This window comes from Bowmanella yangjiangensis (assembly GCF_018531185.1).
Lineage (GTDB): Bacteria > Pseudomonadota > Gammaproteobacteria > Enterobacterales > Alteromonadaceae > Bowmanella > Bowmanella yangjiangensis.
Window position 1 is genome coordinate 569439 of the sequence record NZ_JAHDJU010000002.1, and the last position, 18491, is coordinate 587929.

The 18491-nt window shown below is 50.5% G+C and carries 16 protein-coding genes and 1 tRNA gene; 5 read left to right on the forward strand and 12 right to left on the reverse strand.

Annotation, left to right across the window (positions count from 1 at the left end; all coding sequences use genetic code 11):
- Position 1: 1 nt before the first annotated feature.
- From KJY73_RS12230 to KJY73_RS12240, 3 genes are all read right to left on the reverse strand, one after another.
- Positions 2 to 1543: a sensor domain-containing diguanylate cyclase gene (locus tag KJY73_RS12230; RefSeq protein ID WP_214344014.1), complete on the reverse strand. Its 1542-nt coding sequence runs from the start codon at positions 1541 to 1543 to the stop codon at positions 2 to 4.
- Positions 1482 to 2660, reverse strand: a complete 1179-nt coding sequence (locus KJY73_RS12235) for an outer membrane protein assembly factor BamB family protein (RefSeq protein ID WP_214344015.1) — start codon at positions 2658 to 2660, stop codon at positions 1482 to 1484. The genes KJY73_RS12230 and KJY73_RS12235 overlap by 62 nt, the downstream gene beginning before the upstream one ends.
- A gap of 206 nt (positions 2661 to 2866) precedes the next feature.
- Positions 2867 to 2980 (reverse strand): helix-turn-helix domain-containing protein, encoded by a 114-nt coding sequence (locus KJY73_RS12240; RefSeq protein ID WP_214344016.1) that lies wholly within the window; start codon positions 2978 to 2980, stop codon positions 2867 to 2869.
- Positions 2981 to 3292: 312 nt separating this feature from the next.
- Here KJY73_RS12240 and KJY73_RS12245 point away from each other — a divergent pair, with 312 nt between their 5' ends.
- Positions 3293 to 4519 (forward strand): threonine/serine exporter family protein, encoded by a 1227-nt coding sequence (locus KJY73_RS12245; RefSeq protein ID WP_214344017.1) that lies wholly within the window; start codon positions 3293 to 3295, stop codon positions 4517 to 4519.
- A gap of 41 nt (positions 4520 to 4560) precedes the next feature.
- On the opposite strand, the gene KJY73_RS12250 is transcribed toward KJY73_RS12245, so the two are convergent.
- The 6 genes from KJY73_RS12250 to pepA form a co-directional block, all read right to left on the reverse strand.
- A complete protein-coding gene (locus KJY73_RS12250) occupies positions 4561 to 4914 on the reverse strand; it encodes a RidA family protein (protein ID WP_214344018.1) in 354 nt (117 codons plus the stop codon).
- Complete coding sequence (locus KJY73_RS12255; RefSeq protein ID WP_214344019.1) at positions 4911 to 5240, reverse strand: hypothetical protein; 330 nt, start codon at positions 5238 to 5240, stop codon at positions 4911 to 4913. The genes KJY73_RS12250 and KJY73_RS12255 overlap by 4 nt, the downstream gene beginning before the upstream one ends.
- A 94-nt stretch (positions 5241 to 5334) precedes the next feature.
- Complete coding sequence (locus tag KJY73_RS12260; RefSeq protein ID WP_332874197.1) at positions 5335 to 7743, reverse strand: S9 family peptidase; 2409 nt, start codon at positions 7741 to 7743, stop codon at positions 5335 to 5337.
- Between the two features lie 196 nt (positions 7744 to 7939).
- Entirely contained in the window at positions 7940 to 10714 is a 2775-nt protein-coding gene (locus KJY73_RS12265) for a valine--tRNA ligase (protein ID WP_214344020.1), read from the reverse strand.
- Position 10715: 1 nt separating this feature from the next.
- Positions 10716 to 11168 (reverse strand): DNA polymerase III subunit chi, encoded by a 453-nt coding sequence (locus tag KJY73_RS12270; RefSeq protein WP_206593525.1) that lies wholly within the window; start codon positions 11166 to 11168, stop codon positions 10716 to 10718.
- A gap of 4 nt (positions 11169 to 11172) precedes the next feature.
- Entirely contained in the window at positions 11173 to 12681 is a 1509-nt protein-coding gene (pepA, locus tag KJY73_RS12275) for a leucyl aminopeptidase (protein WP_214344021.1), read from the reverse strand.
- A gap of 242 nt (positions 12682 to 12923) precedes the next feature.
- On the opposite strand from pepA, the gene lptF reads away from it, so the two are divergent.
- Together lptF and lptG are read left to right on the forward strand one after the other, a co-directional pair.
- Positions 12924 to 14036, forward strand: coding sequence for an LPS export ABC transporter permease LptF (lptF, locus tag KJY73_RS12280; RefSeq protein ID WP_214344022.1), 1113 nt, complete (start codon positions 12924 to 12926; stop codon positions 14034 to 14036).
- A complete protein-coding gene (gene lptG / locus KJY73_RS12285) occupies positions 14033 to 15094 on the forward strand; it encodes an LPS export ABC transporter permease LptG (RefSeq protein ID WP_214344023.1) in 1062 nt (353 codons plus the stop codon). Before lptF ends, lptG begins: the two co-directional genes overlap by 4 nt.
- Before the next feature lie 36 nt (positions 15095 to 15130).
- Here the strand turns inward: lptG and KJY73_RS12290 are convergent, their stop codons facing one another.
- The 3 genes from KJY73_RS12290 to KJY73_RS12300 form a co-directional block, all read right to left on the reverse strand.
- The gene (locus KJY73_RS12290) at positions 15131 to 15580 is read right to left on the reverse strand and encodes a c-type cytochrome (RefSeq protein ID WP_214344024.1); all 450 of its coding nucleotides are present in this window, start codon (positions 15578 to 15580) and stop codon (positions 15131 to 15133) included.
- 84 nt (positions 15581 to 15664) lie between these two features.
- Positions 15665 to 16171, reverse strand: coding sequence for an RDD family protein (locus KJY73_RS12295; RefSeq protein WP_214344025.1), 507 nt, complete (start codon positions 16169 to 16171; stop codon positions 15665 to 15667).
- Between the two features lie 90 nt (positions 16172 to 16261).
- Entirely contained in the window at positions 16262 to 17182 is a 921-nt protein-coding gene (locus KJY73_RS12300; RefSeq protein ID WP_214344026.1) for an SMP-30/gluconolactonase/LRE family protein, read from the reverse strand.
- A gap of 622 nt (positions 17183 to 17804) precedes the next feature.
- On the opposite strand from KJY73_RS12300, the gene KJY73_RS12305 reads away from it, so the two are divergent.
- Both KJY73_RS12305 and KJY73_RS12310 read left to right on the forward strand, forming a co-directional pair.
- Positions 17805 to 17891: transfer RNA gene (locus tag KJY73_RS12305), tRNA-Leu, on the forward strand.
- A gap of 205 nt (positions 17892 to 18096) precedes the next feature.
- Positions 18097 to 18399 (forward strand): hypothetical protein, encoded by a 303-nt coding sequence (locus KJY73_RS12310; protein ID WP_214344027.1) that lies wholly within the window; start codon positions 18097 to 18099, stop codon positions 18397 to 18399.
- The last annotated feature ends 92 nt before the right edge of the window (positions 18400 to 18491 follow it).

Here is an 18491-nt window from a genome sequence, read left to right on the forward strand (position 1 = left end):
TTTAGCGCTGGTCGCTGAATATCTGATTGCGGCCAGCTTTCTTAGCCTTTAACAGGCATTTATCTGCGCGTTCAAAGGCTTCCTGAAAATCTTCGCTGGGTTCGATTTGCACAATACCAAAGCTGCCTGAAAGAAAATGTCGGGTACCATCCACCTTAACTGCCTGTAGTGCCTGACGCAGTCTCTCTGCCGTTTCACTGGCTTTATCAAGGGCGGTCCCAGGCAACAAAAGTAAAAATTCATCGCCACCAAACCGGCCCAGTATATCGGACTGACGTAGTCCTTTGCTGATGGTATCCGCGACAGCGATCAATGCGCTGTCTCCTGCTGTATGGCCAAACTGATCATTAATCTGTTTGAAATGATCTATATCGAATACCAGCAAAGATATGGGGTGTCCATAGCGTTTCGCTCTTGCTACTTCCTGTTCTGCTCGTTCGAAGAAGTACAGGCGGCTGGCGACTTTAGTCAGACTGTCATTGAGGGCTAGCTCCCGCAGTTGTTTGTTATGTGCGGTTAGAACGGGCACTGCCAGCCCGAAATAGGCACTGGCGGAAATGACGCAAATGGCAAATTGGTATACCAGTGCGAAATCCATCAAAGACAGGGCAGCTACCCAAATTGCCGTTAATATGCTGAATACCGCCAGACTTAGTGCTGCACGAAAGGCAGATTCTGTGTAGACAATCCACATTTGTGGAATGATCAAAAAGAACACGGCGAAGGACACTTCTGAATAACGGAACTTGGCAGCCAGCAACATGGTTAAGGTAAGTAGGGATGTACTTATCAATAGCTTACTTAAAAAGCCATACATGCCTTCGCCGCTGCGTTGGAAATCTAATCCGCCTAACCAGCTTTCAATCAGAGGGTAACGCCAGCTCAGCAAACCAATAAATAACGGTGTCAAAACAATGGTACCGGCCATATCGCCAATCCACCAAGGGAGCCAAATGGCACCGGCGTCCTGTGGCTCAATCAATCCGCTGCCTGCCAGTACTTGTGTACCCGTTAAGGCCGCCAGCAAAGAAGAAAGGGTGCCGAGAATCAGGAAACTGAGGATGATCTTCGGTAGGGCATCGCTAAATGAGCGGCGTATCAACTGCTTTAGCAGTGCAGCTCCGCAGTAGTAGGAAAAGCTATGGGCGGCGCCGAATAATACCCCAGTGTACGCAAGTTGTACCCAGGATTGTTGCATCTGGTATAGATCGTCAACCCAGAAGGTGGCAATCAAGCTGCATAACATGACAACGGGCAAGGCCCGCAGGCCTAAAATCAGAAAGGCAGCAAAGCTCAGGCCGGCCGGAGGAAACCAGATACTGGCATGTGGGGCATATTCCATCAGAACCGCGAGCCGCCATAATAATAGCCAGGCTCCGCCTAGTGCAAGGCTGCGCAGCATCTCCCGGCTATCCAGTAGATGGTTGCTGGTAACTGACTTCAGATGAAACTTGCCCGAGGCAGGAGATTCACGCAATAGATTACCCTTCAGATGACGACCAATAATAGGCGCGACCGTTGTCACTGGCGCCAAATATGGCATTGGCATCAGCACTAATGGCCATGGGCCAATTCATCAGAGATGTGGGAAGCTGCCAACAGGTTTCACCACGTTGCACGTCGATCAGGTAAAAATTCCCCGGCGTTTCCTGCCCTGATTTTTCAGGCTGACCGTCCGTTGCCGTTACATAGATTGCCTGACTATCCATGTTTACGCCAGGGTTTGGATCATACTGAGTGCTTTTTTGCCATATAGCCATTGGTGTGCATGGAATACTGGGGGCTGACTTCACCGCGAATAAACAACCGTGGCTTTCCTCTGCAAGGTTGACGCCATACACCAGGTAAACCGCGCCATCGACACCTTTTTGAATGGCAATAGCGTAAGCAACGGAAAGCGTAAAGTCCTCGGGTTGATAGCACCAGGCAGGGTGTGTGGGAAGTTCAAGGCAAAATGCCAATGCTTTACCGTCATGGCTGGCCGCTGCCCACCAAGTTCCATCATAACTTATCGCCACCCGCTGCAATCCTGCCTCAGCCTGGTAAAGGGCGGGAGATTGCAGTTTGTCCCCATAGATAGGAAAGTGGCCGACGGTGCCTGCCGCACCTTCGGTAACATCATAACTGCGAGTAGTTGCCACAACGGCGGTGCAACCATCCGCACTTAGCTGGCAGCTTTGGCAATACTGGTCAGTATAAATATATTGGTCTGTTAGCTGATACTGACCATTTCTCAAAACGCAGAGTAGCAATTGATTACCGGCCACGGCGATCAGTGTTTCGCCGGTTTCAGATAGTGCAACCTGATTCACCCTGCTTTGGGTTTGCAAATCCAGCAAACGCTTGCCAGTAGCGCTGTCGTAAGCATACAGAAAGCCGGTATCCGTACCTTGCTGACTAAGGGTGCCACCTGCTGCCGCGAACTGACCATTGCCGCTTACCGCAACCCAGTACACACCCTGGTAGATATCTTCGCCGATCTTATCTTGCCAGAGCAGCGTACCGCTTTGGTTATAACAAAACACCGAGAAGTCACCATTACCATATTCCTGAGAAGTGCCAAGCACACATACTTGGCCGTTAGCACTGATGGCGGTTGAGTTAATTTGATAGCTTGCTTGCGGCTCTGTGGTCCAGACCGGTTGTGATGAGATTCCCATTTGTATACCCCTTCTTCCATTGATACATGTATTACGGAAGCCGCTGAAAACTGCGCTGCCGGTTAATTTGATTGAACCAGCATTCCCGTAATGGGTCAATTTGAACGCTGACCGTGGTGGATGTTCAGCTTTGGCCGGCTTTTTAGGGCGGACAGATACAAAACGGGTGCCTACTATGTCAATTGGTGTCCATAACTAGCAAAACATCAGCCCCATACCCCGGATAAGTATGATGGTTCAGTATCTGCCTCTGAAATCAGTTGCAGCCGACTCAGGCCGGTTTCATTACGTAGTTGCTTTATCCTTTCACCGAAGGTCATGTTTGTTCCTTTTGCTAAACAATTTAATTTGCAGTCAACGCTTTGATTGCATTGGTTATTCTTGGGAATGACTGCAGAAATAGATAGTGGTATTCGCTTGAATATACGGGAATACTGATATCGATCAGACGTTTTTTGTTTGGCAGCGCGTAGAATTAGTCAGGCTAATGCGAATTGTATAAAAAATATGCGTTGTATGTGCGGGGCACTGACATTACAATCCGCGCCCGATTTAGCCCCTTTTCCTTGGATATCAGCTAACTAAGCCTATCCGAGGCAGGCAAGACAGTTAGTTATTGAGGAACAGGTAAGGTGCATAAGGCCGATTTTATTCAGATAAGACGTTTTATCGTTAAGCTTGGCAAAATGCTGCATAAATACGGTACGCCAGCCTTTCGTCAGGAAGCGCACCTTACCGAAGTCGCTACTTATCTGGGCGTACATGCATCATTTATCTCCACGCCGACGTCACTGACCTTTGTGATCTGGAGCGATAAGCACGAGGATGAGTATACGCATGCCGCCAGAGTACAGCCAGGTGAGCTGGACCTGGGCTCCCTGTCGCGTACCGATGAGTTGGTGACACAGTTGCTGGAAGGCAAGTTGACGCTGACAGAGGCAGACAAGCTTCTGGATGAAATTGACGCCCTGCCTAACCCTTACAACCTTTTGGCGACTGGTGGTGCATTCTGTTTATCCAGTGGCGCCTTTGCTATGTTGCTGGGCTCCGGCTGGCATGATGTCTTATGGTCCAGCCTGATTGGCTTAGTGGTGTACTGCTGGGTGCTGTGGGCTAGTAAATCACGTCGCGTCACCCACATGTTGGAGCCTATGGTTGCGATGACAGCGGGCCTGCTGGCTTGTGCCATTAGCAGTTATTTGGATGCCAGTATCAATATCCGTTTGGTGGTGTTGTCTTCCATTATCGTGTTTATACCCGGCCTGGCCTTGGCATTAGGATTGGCAGAGCTTTCTTCTCGGCATTTGGTATCAGGTACCGCCAGGGTGATGGATGCCATTATGCTGCTGTTTAAATTGTACTTTGGGGCGTTTCTCGGCATTGCTTTTGGCTTCGGTATGTTTGGCCAAGCCGAGTTTGTGCCTGCTGAGCCTTTACCGCGATGGATGGCCTGGCTGGCTATCTTACTGCTCTGCACATCTTTGATTGTTATCTTCCGCATCCGTCTTAAGCACGCACCCTGGGCTTTACTGTCGGGTTTTATCGCCTACGGTGCGAGTATTTTCAGTGCCCCTTATCTGGAACACGGGCTGGCTACCTTTGTGGGGGCTTTTGCGGTGGGGGTATATTCTAACCTCTTTACCCGCTTGGCCAATGCGCCGGCGAGTATCGTGGTGATGCAGGGGTTGATTGTATTGGTGCCTGGCTCAAAGACCTATATAGGTTTGAATTCCTTTGTTTCAGGGCAGGACTTCGTGCACGCCGAGCATGTAGGTCAGGAAACCTTCCTGATCTTTATGTCTTTGGTGGCAGGCTTGATTTTTGCCAACGTGGTAATGCCAACCAAAAAGGCACTCTAGTGAAAGTGTTCAAGCCGAGCGGGGGCTCGGCCCGATGGGGATTATTGGTCGCCAGTCGCGGCGGTAAAGACTATCTCAACCAGCATGTCCGGGTTCACCAGCTCGGCAATAATGCAGGCCCTTACCGGCGCTTGGCCCTCAGGTAGCCAGGCATCCCATATCTTATTGAAGCCATCAAACAGGCTTCTATCCTTCAAATAGATGGTGGCACTGATAAGCCCTGCTTTGCTGCTACCTACTTGTGCCAACGTACCTTCCGCCAGCTTTAATAGGTCTTGGGCTTGTACTTCGATATCTGCTTGCAGATTTTCCGGCACCTCTGCCCAGTATGCGGTCTGATTGTGAATACAAATATCCGACATGCGTTTCCCAGGATTAATGCGCTGGATACTCATTTTGCGTGCTCCAATTTAATTCTGTGTACGCCGAAGCGACCAAAGAAAAAATACAAATAGGTTATGGCCAATATAATCAGGGCAATTGCCACTAGCTCCTCCATGGGACTTATGGCCAGCATGGTAAAGTCTATAAAGGCTGGTGTGGCGCTGTAAAATAGAAACCAAACGGCGTTGGTGAAACCATTACGACTCATTCGAAAGTAGCGTAACGGGATAAACAACAGCATCATGGCGCTGAATAGAAAAGGAATATTCAGCTCAAAGTACACCAAAAACAAACAAGTAAACGCCAGATTGGCGCAGAATATATGACTGATCTTCACAGATACCTCAAAACTCTATAAATATCAGTGTGTTAATTTTTATGACCGATTTTTCGCCGTCAGGCAAAAGGAGGGCATAAGCCCTCCATATAAACTATTTCGCTGTTTTAACGTGTGTTTCAAGCCATTGATGTTGCTCCCACAGCATATGCAGCAATGACTCTCGTGCCCGGTAGCCATGCTGCTCATGTGGCAGCATCACCAGCCGAGCTTTTCCACCCAGGCCTTTTAAGGCTGCAAACATACGTTCAGACTGCATGGGGTAGGTGCCCGAGTTAGGATCATCCTCGCCATGTAACATCAACATAGGTTCGTTGATTTTCTCAGCGTGGAAAAACGGCGACATGGTGGAATAAACATCCTGCGCTTCCCAGAAACTGCGTTCTTCACCCTGGAATCCAAACGGCGTCAGGCTGCGATTATACGCACCGCTTCTGGCGATGCCAGCTTTAAACAGGTCACTGTGTGCCAATAAATTTGCCACCATAAAGGCGCCGTAAGAATGCCCACCTATGGCGATGCGATTTGGGTCGGCTATGCCTTTATCCACCAGGGTTTTCACTGCCGCTTCGGCACTTTGCACCAGTTGGGTGCGGAAGCTGTCGTTGGGCTCGGCATCCCCGTCACCCACAATGGCCATAGTCGGATCGTCAAATACCGCAAAGCCCTGTGCAAGGTGAGGCATGGGGCCCCAGTAGCTGACCCGCACAAACTCATATGGGGAGTCTTTTACCTGACTGGCTACGTCTTTATCTTTGAACTCGCGCGGGTAAGCCCACATCAACACTGGCAACGGCCCCTGAGATTTATCATAGCCAGGCGGCAGATACAGTGTGCCATTTAAAGCGACGCCATCGGCGCGTTGGTATTGAATACGCTCTTTGCTGATCCCTACAAACCCTGGGCTAGGATGTGGAAAATCACTGAATTTATCCAACTTGCCTGAGCTCAGATCGCGCACAAAGAAATTAGGTTGCTCTGTTTGTGATTCACGCATGGTCAGCAACTTGCTGACCTTATCGTCCAGCACCAGCATAACCTGCTCATAATAAGGTGCTTCAGATTGCCAGAGGCGCTCTTTATTGGCGTTGCTAAAGTCATAGCGCTCAAGAAACGGCACATTGCCCTGAGGAGAGGCACCGCGTCCACTAAGGTAAACCTGGCTGGCATTGTCTATTTTGATCACCGACTGGCCATATTGATTGCGCTGGCGAACAAAACTGCCGGGATCTTTGTATCTGTCGTTGTAGGAACGCTCCTGGAACAATACCCACTGTGCTTTAGGATCGGCGGGCTGGAATTTCCAGCTACGCAGCATGCGATCGCTGAAGCGCCATTCGCTGACCACGGCCAGACTCTGATTTCCCCATTGAATGCCACTATAGCGACGCTCCAGGCGCAACATTTCACTTGGCTCAGCGGAGAAGGGGGCTGCCAAACTGTATACCGCGTCATGATGGGCGATTTCTTTACTCATATCGCCGCCATCCAATGCTTCAGCCCAGACCAAGGTGGCAGCCACATCGGCACGCCAGTGAACATCCCTGGGGCCTTCACGAACCGAGTCGAAGCCCTTCGGAATAGTTTCACCTGATGGCAGCTTGGCCAGGGTTTTAACCACCTTGCCGCTGGTATTCCAGACTTCAATCAGCTCAGGGAAACGGCTATAAGGCACCATATATGAGAAGGGCTTTTGCAACTGTGAAACCAACAAATATTGGCCATCCGGGGAGGGGGCATATTCACTGATCATCCCTGCTTCACCGAGAAGCGTAACTTTGCCGCTCAGGTCAATTCTGGCCAGTTGTGAGCGCGTAAGAAACTCAAACAATGCTTCATCGTATGGGGATTTAAGTAAGTCAGAATAGGTACGTACTGCTGCTTTTTTGCCGTCTGTGGTCTGAATCACTGGCTTAGTGGCTGCCAGTGTCTGTTTAGGGCGGGCATCAGCGGAGGCCACCGTTAATCTGGTATACAGACCACTTGAATCGTCGAGCCATAGGTATTTTTCACCCCGCAGTGAAGCACTAATGAAGCGGTCACTGGCCTTGTGCAGACGTTTGTTGGCTAAGTGGTAAACCCAAAGCGTTAGCCCCTGCTCATTTTCTAGCACGAAGGCTAATTTTTGTGAGTCTGGGGCAAAACTCACATCCATAATCTTACCTTGGGGCAGATTGTTTAAGGTGGTATCTACGCTGCCATCCACACTCTTAATGCGAATGCCCTTATAACCTTGTGCCCGGCTGGGCGCGAAGATGGTAGGGTTAATCTTCAGACCGGCCAGCTTTTCTTCTGGCTGTGCCAACTCGGCCAGCGTTTGGGTGCTTGGCCTTTCCATAAAGGCCAGCCACTTCTTGTCATCGGAAACGGTAACGCCGGGAGCGCGGGGCGCATCCACCAGATCGGCGATGATTTGCGGAGGGGAGCGGTAGCCTTCATCCTGTTCGGTCGTCGCCTGCAGGCTTAGCGGTATAGCCAGCAGAATGCATAGTAATCGTTTCACGCTTTGTCCTTTTTATAATTGCTATTGTATCCGCTTCGATAGTAGCGCAATTCTCCTATTGCTGGGGGAGGATTTTCGATAGATTGAAACTGCGGTGAGACGGAAATCTGGCCGGATGCGAGCGAATGCTGATACTAAGCCGTGAGATAAAAAAGCCCTGCAAAGAGCAGGGCTTTTAGATAACTAACGCAATGCGTTACAGGTTTTCGATGGTTTGTTTTTGTTCCAACAGCTTATCTACCTGAGTCTGGAACTCCGCTAGCTTGGCCTGCTCCTTTTCGATTACCGCAGGTGGCGCTTTGCTGACAAAGCTGTCATTGCTCAGCTTGCCCTGAGTACGGGCCATATCCGCCTGAAGTTTTTCCAGCGCTTTGCCAATTCGAGCTAGCTCGGCGTCTTTGTCAATCAGGCCGGCCATGGGGATCATCACTTCCATTTCACCAACAATGGCGGTGGCAGAAGCAGGGCCCTTTTCTCCTTCGGGCAATACTGTGATGCTTTCCAAGCGCGCCATTTTGCTCAGTAGCAGCTTGGTATCGGCCAGACGGCGCTTGTCTTCACTACCTGCATTACGCAACAACACCGACAGTGGCTTGCTAGGGCTGATATCCATTTCACCACGGATATTACGTACACCAACAATCACTTGTTTTACCCATTCGATATCGCTTAGTACTTGTTCATCAATCAGGCTGGTATCTTGCACCGGAAAGGCTTGCAGCATGATGCTGTCGCTATCCTGGTAATCAGCCTTACAAAGTGGTGCTACGCGCTGCCAAATTTCTTCAGTGATAAAAGGCATGATGGGGTGCATCAAACGCAGCAGGCTCTCCAGCACGTTTACCAGCGTATGGCGGGTGCCACGTTTTTGCGCTTCGCTGCTGGTGTCGGCATTCAGTACTGGCTTGGACAGCTCCAGATACCAGTCGCAGAACTGGTTCCAGGTAAACTCATAAATAGCCTGTGAGGCCAGGTCAAAGCGGTAATCTTTAAGTGCCGCTTCGAAAGCCGTCAGGGTTTGCTGGAAGCGCGCCCATATCCACTTATCGGCCAGGCTCAGTTCCAGCTCGCCACCATTGACGCCGGTATCCTGCTCTTCGGTATTCATCAGCACAAAGCGCGAGGCGTTCCACAGCTTGTTGCAGAAGTTACGATAGCCTTCTACCCGGCCCATATCGAAGTTGATATCACGGCTGGTGGACGCCATGGCGGTAAAGGTAAAGCGCAGCGCGTCGGTACCGTAAGCGGCAATACCGTCCGGGAACTGGGCACGGGTGCGCTTGGCAATCTTCTCGGCCAGTTGAGGCTGCATCATGCCGGCGGTGCGTTTGGCCACCAAGGATTCTAAGTCGATACCGTCTATCAGGTCGATAGGATCCAATACGTTACCCTTGGACTTGGACATCTTGTTGCCCTGCTCGTCGCGGATAAGGCCGGTAATGTAGATTTCTTTAAACGGAATACGGCCGGTGAATTTCTTGGTCATCATGATCATTCTGGCTACCCAGAAGAAGATGATGTCAAAACCTGTAACCAACACGGAAGAGGGCACAAAGGTATCCAGTTCCGGGGTTTTCTCTGGCCAGCCCATCGTAGCGAATGGCCATAGCGCCGAGGAGAACCAGGTATCCAGTACGTCTTCGTCCTGACGCAGTACCACATCCTCAGCCAGGCCGTGCTTGGCACGTACTTCAGCTTCGCTGCGACCTACGTAGACATTTTCCTTGTCGTCATACCAGGCTGGAATACGGTGTCCCCACCACAATTGACGGGAGATACACCAATCCTGAATGTTGTACATCCACTGGTAGTAGGTTTTGTTCCAGTTCTCTGGGATAAAACGGATCTCACCCGATTCCACCGCATCAATGGCAGGTTTTGCCAGTGATTCTACCGCCACATACCATTGGTCGGTCAGATAGGGCTCGATAACCGCGCCGGTGCGATCACCGCGAGGTACTTTGAGCTTGTGATCTTCAATCTTGACCAGCAGACCTAATGCATCCAGATCCTGTACCACTTTTTCACGGGCAGCGAAGCGGTCCAGGCCCTGATAGGCTTCAGGCGCGTTGTTATTGACCTTGGCGCCGCTGGTGAAAATGTTGATCATGTCCAGGTTGTGACGCTTGCCAATTTCATAGTCATTGAAGTCGTGGGCTGGTGTGATTTTCACGCAGCCGGTGCCAAATTCCGGGTCAACATAATCGTCGGCGATGACTTTGATCAAACGGCCGGAAAGCGGCAGGAGAATGTCTTTACCAATAAAGGCCTGGTAGCGTTCGTCATCAGGATGTACAGCCACGGCGGTATCGCCGAGCATGGTTTCCGGACGCGTGGTAGCAACCACCAACTCGCCGCTGCCATCGGCCAGCGCGTAGCGCATATGCCACATATGGCCGGCTTCTTCTTCACTGACCACTTCCAGATCGGATACGGCGGTGTGCAGCACAGGATCCCAGTTAACCAGGCGCTTACCGCGATAGATCAGACCTTCTTCATGCAGTTGTACAAAGACTTCCTGCACGGCATTGGACAAGTCGTCGTCCATGGTGAAAGCTTCACGAGTCCAGTCACATGAAGCACCTATGCGACGCATTTGCGAAGTGATAGTGCCACCGGAATGTTCTTTCCATTCCCAGATCTTCTCGATAAAGGCGTCGCGACCTAAATCGTGACGGCTTTTACCCTGGGCAGCCAACTGGCGCTCGACGACCATTTGGGTGGCGATACCGGCGTGGTCGGTACCTGTTTGCCATAAGGTGTTGTCACCTTTCATACGATGATAGCGGGTCAGCGCATCCATAATGGTTTGCTGGAAGCCGTGGCCCATATGCAGGCTGCCGGTCACATTTGGCGGTGGCAACAAAATACAGTAAGGCTCACCTTTACCGCTGGCTTTGAAATAGTTGCTCTGTTCCCATTGCTGGTAACGGCTTTGTTCGATGTTCTGTGGATTAAAAGTCTTATCCATCTCAGCTCTCATTTAAACTTGAAGCGGCCCGGGTATCCAACTGGTGGCCCTGACCTCGGTATTGTTTGTATCGCTCTCTGGCCTGCGGCTTTTGCTGCTCTGATGCCGGCACAAAGTCATAAATCTTTCTGGCTCGTTGATGTTGCGGTGGCAACAGTTCGGCAAGGTTAATCAGTACCGGGCGGGCATTGGCCTGTTGTCCAACCCAGCTGATCTCCACAGGCGTTCCTTTAGACGGGCCTTCTCCGCTAAGGTTATGCGGAATAAAGGCATTGCTGGGCCGCTGCCACAGCAGTTCATCCAAGGCTTCAGCCATCTGTTGATCCTGGCACCACAACAGGCAGGACTGCTTATTGCGAAATGCCTGGGCCGCTAATTGACAAGCCAGCGCAAGGGGCGCTGGCTGATTGTCGAGTTTATCCTGCTCCAGCAGGTAGAATATTACTTCTGCCAAAGCATCAGTCTTCCATTTCCACGCCGGCGCGGTTCATCAGAAACTGAGTCAGCATAGGTACCGGTCGGCCTGTAGCGCCTTTGGTTTTACCACCACTTACCCAGGCAGTACCGGCGATGTCCATGTGCGCCCAATTGTACTTCTTGGTAAAGCGGGACAGGAAGCAGGCGGCGGTAATAGTACCGGCCGGGCGTCCACCCAAATTAGACATATCGGCGAAGGGGCTTTCGATCTGCTCCTGGTACTCATCCCACAGCGGCAGGCGCCAGGCTCTGTCACTGCTTTGCTCTGATGCATTAATCAGCTCATGCGCCAGTGGGTTATGGGTACTCATAATGCCAGAAGCGTGTTTACCCAGCGCAATCACGCAAGCACCGGTCAGGGTAGCCACATCCACCACGGTATCAGGGTTAAAGCGCTCTACATAGGTTAGCGCATCGCACAATACCAAGCGGCCCTCGGCATCGGTATTTAGTACCTCAACGGTTTGACCCGACATAGTGGTGAGAATATCACCGGGGCGATAGGCATTGGCATCCGGCATGTTTTCACAGCCAGCCAGCACGCCGATGACGTTTATTGGCAAGTCCAATTGCGCCAACGAAGCCATTACACCCAGTACAGAGGCGGCACCGCCCATGTCGTATTTCATTTCGTCCATGGCTTCGCCTGGCTTGATAGAGATACCGCCGGAGTCGAAGGTCAAGCCTTTACCAACCAGTACAATAGGGGCCTGGCTGTTATTACCGCCCTGATAGTGCATGACGGTCATGATAGATTCGTTGTGTGAACCACGACCAACTGCCAGGTAGGTGTGCATGCCAAGCTCAGCCATCTGCGCTTCGCCAATGCCTTCCACCGACAGCTTACCGTGCTGTTCGGCCAGCTCTTTGGCTTGCTCCAGCAAATAGGCTGGGTTACAGATATTGGGTGGCATGTTGGCCACGTCTTTACAGATTTTTACACCAGTGGCCACCGCCAGACCGTGATTGATAGCACGCTCACCAACGGGCAATTCACGTCGGGTTGGTACGTTAAACACTATCTTACGCAGTGGGCGGCGTGGTTCTTCTTTCTTGGTCTTCAGTTGGGTAAAGCTGTACAGCGAATCCTGAGTGGTTTCCACCGCCTGGCGGACTTTCCAATAGGTATCGCGGCCTTTAACATGCAATTCAGTAAGGAAGCAGACGGCTTCCATGGAGCCGGTTTCATTCAAGGTACTGATGGTTCGGGCAATAATCTGCTTATACTGGCGTTCATCCAGCTCCCGCTCTTTACCACAGCCAACCAACAATACCCTTTCACTGAGAATGTTCGGCACATGGTGCAGTAAAAGCATTTGGCCGGCCTTGCCTTCCAAATCCCCGCGACGCAGCAGGTTACTGATATAACCACCGCTGATTTCATCCAGTTGTTCGGCGACCGAGCTCAGTCTGCGTGGTTCAAACACACCCACTACAATACAAGCACTGCGCTGTTTTTCCGGACTGCCACTTTTTACACTAAATTCCATCCTTCACCCCATTAACACTGGTGTTCAACCATCTGGTGCGTTAGCCTTTTTGTTGATGTCTGCCCGGGCAAGAAAAGAAGGATGTTGCCGGGCTACTTGATATGGCAGGGAATTTTTTAGATATCCCGTTGCCAAAACCGCTAAAAAAGGCCGGAATCGCAAATTAAACTTGTGAAAACATTAAGTTTACTTAAAAATTTACAGCATTCCACTAAAAATCCCGCTTTTCTATTGGACCGGACGTGCTGATTTTCCGCTATTTACTCAAAGAAACCCTTAAGTCCCAGGTCGCGGTTTTTCTGGTGTTGATGGCGATTTTCGTGATCCAGAAATTTGTCCGTGTGCTGGCAGAAGCCACAGATGGTGATATCCCGGCCGGACTGGTATTGGGCTTTTTAGCCCTGAATATGCCGGTGTTGGCGTCCTTGATCCTGCCCCTTAGTTTGTTCCTTGGCATTATGCTCGCCCATGGTCGTTTCTATGTGGACAACGAGATGGCGGTTATGCGTGCCTGCGGTATTAGTGAATGGTATGTCACTCGGGTAATGCTGGTACTGGCCGTCATGGTGGCTATGGTTTCCGGGGCATTAACCTTGTGGCTGGCACCACTTTCCATGGAGGTGGAATACCAGCTTGAAGAACAAATCAGTGCTGAGTCGGGGCTGACCAGTTTGATCCCAGGGCGATTCCAGCAGACTGCTAATCAGAAAGCGGTAATTTTTGTGCATGACATCGGCTCGGGTGACAACCAGCTTGAGCGCATATTCCTAGCTCAACAGGATGCTACCAAAGGCGAAAACGCGTTTCGGGTTATCTACGCCAGTAACGGCTCTGTTCAGCAAGCGTCTGACGGCTCCGAGAAATTAGTCCTACGTGGTGGTGTGCAATACGAAGGTGAACGGGACAAGCTGGATTATCACGTGGTGAAATTCGACGAGTACCAAGTGCAAATTGCTGAACGTACCCCCGAGCATAAGGCACGTAAATTGGCCGCTTACCCAACCAGCCAGCTATGGGGTGATAAGGATTTAGATGCTATTGCCGAAATGCAGTGGCGTCTGGCTATTCCTTTGTCATTGCCTTTTTTAGTGTTGATTGCCGTTCCTTTGAGTGCGGTAAACCCGCGTCAGGGACGTTTTGGTCGAATATTTCCGGCCTTGTTGCTGTATTTGGGGTACTACCTGTTGCTGATGGCCGGTCGTAAGGTGCTGGAGAACGGTAAGGTCCCACCAGAATTAGGCCTCTGGTGGGTGCATGCGGTGATTTTCTGCATTGGCGTACTACTAATTGTACGGGGGCGTTCGTTTGGCGTGAAATTGCGGGCAAGGCTTAAAGGCCAGGGGAGGCCGGCATGATTAAAACCCTGGATCTGTATCTGGCCAGAACCCTGATTAGCACCATTTTCATTACCTTGCTGGTGTTGGTAGGGCTGTCTAGCCTGATTAAGTTTGTCGAGCAGCTTAAGTACCTGGATCGCGGCAACTACGACATGATGGTGGCCGGTATCTATGTGCTACTGAGTATGCCGCGGGAGATAGAACAGTTTTTCCCTATGGCCACCCTGATTGGGGGGCTGATAGGCATGGGGATGCTGGCCAGTAATAGCGAGCTGGTGGTGATGCAGGCAGCCGGTATGAGCCGCTGGAATATTATTGCCTCGGCGATGAAATCAGCCTTATTGATGGTGGTGTTTGTAATGGCTCTGGGTGAATGGGTGGCGCCGGCTACCGAAGCCCATGCCAAGGCTATCAGAACCCAAGCTATATCAGGCGGTAGCCTGTTTTCCTCTGAGCGCCTGGAATGGGCCAAAGACGGCAGAAATTTTGTCAGTATTGGTGAAGTGGTCACCAAAGATCAGTTACTGGATGTCAGCATTTACGAATTTGATGAGCAGTTGCACCTGACTCGTATCGTGCATGCGGCGCAGGCCAACTTTGTCGGCCAAAGCTGGCGTCTAAACAAGGTTTCGACCACGGAGTTTTCCGAAAATCGGGTGAGTAAAAGCACGGAAAAACAAGGTAAATGGGAGTCGAGTCTGACTCCGGATAAACTGGAAGTGGTGAAAATCAAACCCGAGGCCCTGTCAGTACGGGGGCTGATTGATTACGTCACCTACTTGGAAAATAACAGTCAGGACGCCGCCCGCTATGAGCTGGCCTTATGGCGCAAAGTGATTCAACCTGTGACTGTGGGTGTGATGCTGCTGGTGGCGCTGTCCTTTATCTTTGGCCCACTGCGCAGCGTAACCATGGGCGCGCGGGTGATCATGGGCGTATTAACCGGTTTTGGTTTCTTTATTGCCAATGAAGTGTTCGGCCCCCTGAGCCTGGTGTATCAATTGCCCGCCGCGGTGGGGGCGCTGCTGCCCAGCCTGCTGTTTGCCTTACTGGCAGCACATTTGTTACGCCGCTGAATTATTAAGGCATGATAATTCATGCCTTAACCTTAATCAGGGAATATAGGTTGGGTAATCCGTGCGTTTATAGGGCACCAACTGATACTGGGGTTGCAGAAAGGCAACCAGATCAACTAACTCATTTACCGTCATCACATCATTATAATTTCGCATTTTCGAATGGCCCTGTTCATCCGATACCTGGGATGGCACATAATTTTGCGCAATTTTATGTGAAGGGTTGATTACCGAGGTGACGAGCTCGGCATAGGTTTTAATCTGGCTGACATTACCGCCAAGTAGGACTCTGGTTGCTATCTCGGGCTTTATGCCGTCCGTGTCGTAACCTTTAAGGCTATGGCAGGAAAGACATTGGTACTTCATAAATACCTGCTCTCCTTTGCTTACATCGCCCTCGGGCAGGCTAAAACCTCGTGGTGAGTCGGCCCCCTTGTCACAGCCTACAAGTGTCAGAACTACAGCTATTGGTATTAGTGCTTTCATGGTTCGCTCCCTTGTGTTTTCCAGCAAGGTTAGCATAAGCACCTGAGTTTGATTAAGTTTTGACCAAGAACAAAGAACCTCTTGTCAGAGATTCTTCCAGGACTTGTGGTGATTGGCATCCTTAGTCAGCACTAACATCTCTGTTTGTGCCAAGCGATCCTGCAATGACTGTTTGTTCTTAATATCTACCAGTACCAGTAAGGTCCCTAGGCCGCCTAAGGAACATACAAGCCTTAGCAAGGCTCTGCCGTAGCCCATGGGTTTATCATTGGTGCTGAATAGCCTTAGTCGCCAGGCGCGCATACCTATGGTTTGTCCACCATTGCGCCAGAACCACAGGAAGAAGCCCACTGTCCAGATTACGCCCCAACTGAAAATCAGTGTGGAAAGCGTGCGTGAATGGCCAATCACTTCCATGCTGTGTTGATAGCCGTTTTTGTCCAGTACGCCGTTTTCCAGCAAGATAATCAGCAATACCGTGATCAGAATACCGGCCACCATAAAAACTGCCAGCGCCACTAAGGCATCATAAATAATGGCGGCTAAACGGCGTAAAAATCCGGCGCGGGGAAAAGCGGCTTGTTCGGTCATAAGAAAACCCGGCTAGTCAAATCAGTGCGGAGTCTACCAGCACTGAAGCTGATGGGGTAGCCGGGGAGGGCCATTCGGCCCCATGGCTAGTTAAGGATAGGGCTGATCTTTCGCCTGCTCGCGGAGCATGAAGGCGCGGCCTGGGTGCTCTACTTGCAAAGTTTCAACAGCGCCGCGTTGCTGCATCGTGACGTATAAGGTTCTGCCATCGCTGCCACCAAATGCCACGTTTGTTGGATGCTGACCTTTAAGGCGATACTCCCGAACTAATTCCCCCTTAGGAGATAACACCGCTATCGTACCCGCGCCGTAACGCGCGATATACAGATTTCCCTGGGTATCGGTGCGCATTCCGTCCAAGCCATGGTCGCTGAATTGATAAAACAGGGTTTTGTTGACAGGTTTTCCTTTGCCATCCAGTTCATAGCGCCATACTTTGCGCTGCACGGATTCATTCACATACAAGAACTGCTCGTCAGGGCTGACTTCCACGCCATTGGTGGTGCCCATCTCAGCTTCAACCAGTTGCACTTTACCATCTGCAGTAATCATCCATAACTGGCCGGTGCTTTTTGACCAGTTAGGGTCACTGGCATAAACCGTATCGCTCGCGCTAATAGCGATATCATTGGGCTGGTTCATTGCAGGTTCATGGGCAAAGACACTGACATCACCACTTTGTATATCAACGGCCAGCACATTGTGATTCACATAGTCCGCAACCAGCAGTTGCCCTTTGCTGTTAAAACGCAGGCCATTACCAATAGAATTGCCAGGGAGCTTGACCAGTAAGCTTGCCTCGTCTTTGGCTGTAATACGACCGATAGTGCCCTGCTCAGCAAAATTCACGGCGTAAAGTACCCCATTAGCATCAACCACCGGGCCTTCTACACCTGTGGTAAAAACGCCGTCAGTGATGTAATCGGTACTGTCTGGTTGGGTGCCTTCCTGGGCGCAGGCAAACAATGGCACTAGTAACGCCGCAGTATAAAAAGAGGTGCGGTAATTCATTTATTGTATCCAGTCGGGGCAAAGACAAATTACCTGTGATCCTCAAAGCGCACAGCAATGACTTTGAATACGTGGGTAATTAACCAAACTGCCAGGTTAGATTGTTAATTATTCACATGATGTCTAAGCCTTATTAAAAATTCAACTGTCTTCAAGCGCCTTATCTTGATGAGCTTGCCTTACCTGGGGCTACCTGTTTCTTGCGCCTTTCAATAAACAGGGCTTCATCGAAGACCTGATGGTTTCAAACGAAATTGGATCTAAGCTCTGATAAGGTACAAAACGATAGCAGAAGCACTTTGATAGGTGAGAGTTGCCAACTGATTGGCATCATTGCATTAGCTATGTGAACTGAGGTGGTTGTTTATTAAGCATTTGTGACGCTGTTGCACACAAAGTACTTGCATGGCTAAAGCCAGTCGCTATAATGCGTGCCACTCTGATAGCCAAGCCCTTGGCATCATTATCGGAACTAAGACCTCACTTAACTGAGAGGCCAGATTGGTAGACAACGTGCAGGATGCACGAGTGTCGCGAGAAATAGGAAGTCGAAAGCGACCGCAGCGAGAGTGCAAAGCGCTCTTAGATATAGCAAAGCCAAACTGTTTAAAAGACCTCCCTTGCCTGGGTGGCGAAATTGGTAGACGCAGCGGATTCAAAATCCGCCGATGGCAACATTGTGTCGGTTCGAGTCCGACCCCAGGCACCATAACTTCTTCATCATTTTAATTTAAAAGACCTTAATAAGTTTTTGGCTCCCTTGAATAGCTAAAAACCATGCCCAGACCTATAGCGACAACGCTCGGCACAAACTGACCGGCTTTAGTGATGGCACCAATAGCCTAAGCTACCAATACAACCCCGATGGCGTCCTTATTGCCAATACCCTAAATGGCACTAAAACTCGCTATGTGGTGGATAGCAACCGCGACTATGCCCTGGCAGCAGCAGAGTTGGATAGCACAGATTCGCTGCTGAAGGCCTATTTGTATGGTACTGACCTGATTGCTGAGGAAGTTGAAGGTGATTGGCGTTTCTATCACTACGATAGCTTGGGAACTACCCGTGACCTTTCGGACAATTCCGGGCAGCTAACGGACAGTTATGACTATGAGGCTTTGGGGACCATCCTGAATCGGGATGGGAAAACAGATAATACCTACCTCTTTATCGGTGCGCAGCATGATCCTGAGATGAATAGTTGCCGAAAAGAGTAACTCTGGTTTTTAGAAAATCTTATTTTTAATAAGATTCGACGTCTTCACCCAAACCGGTCACGGATTGTCTATGTTGCAGACTTATCAGTCTT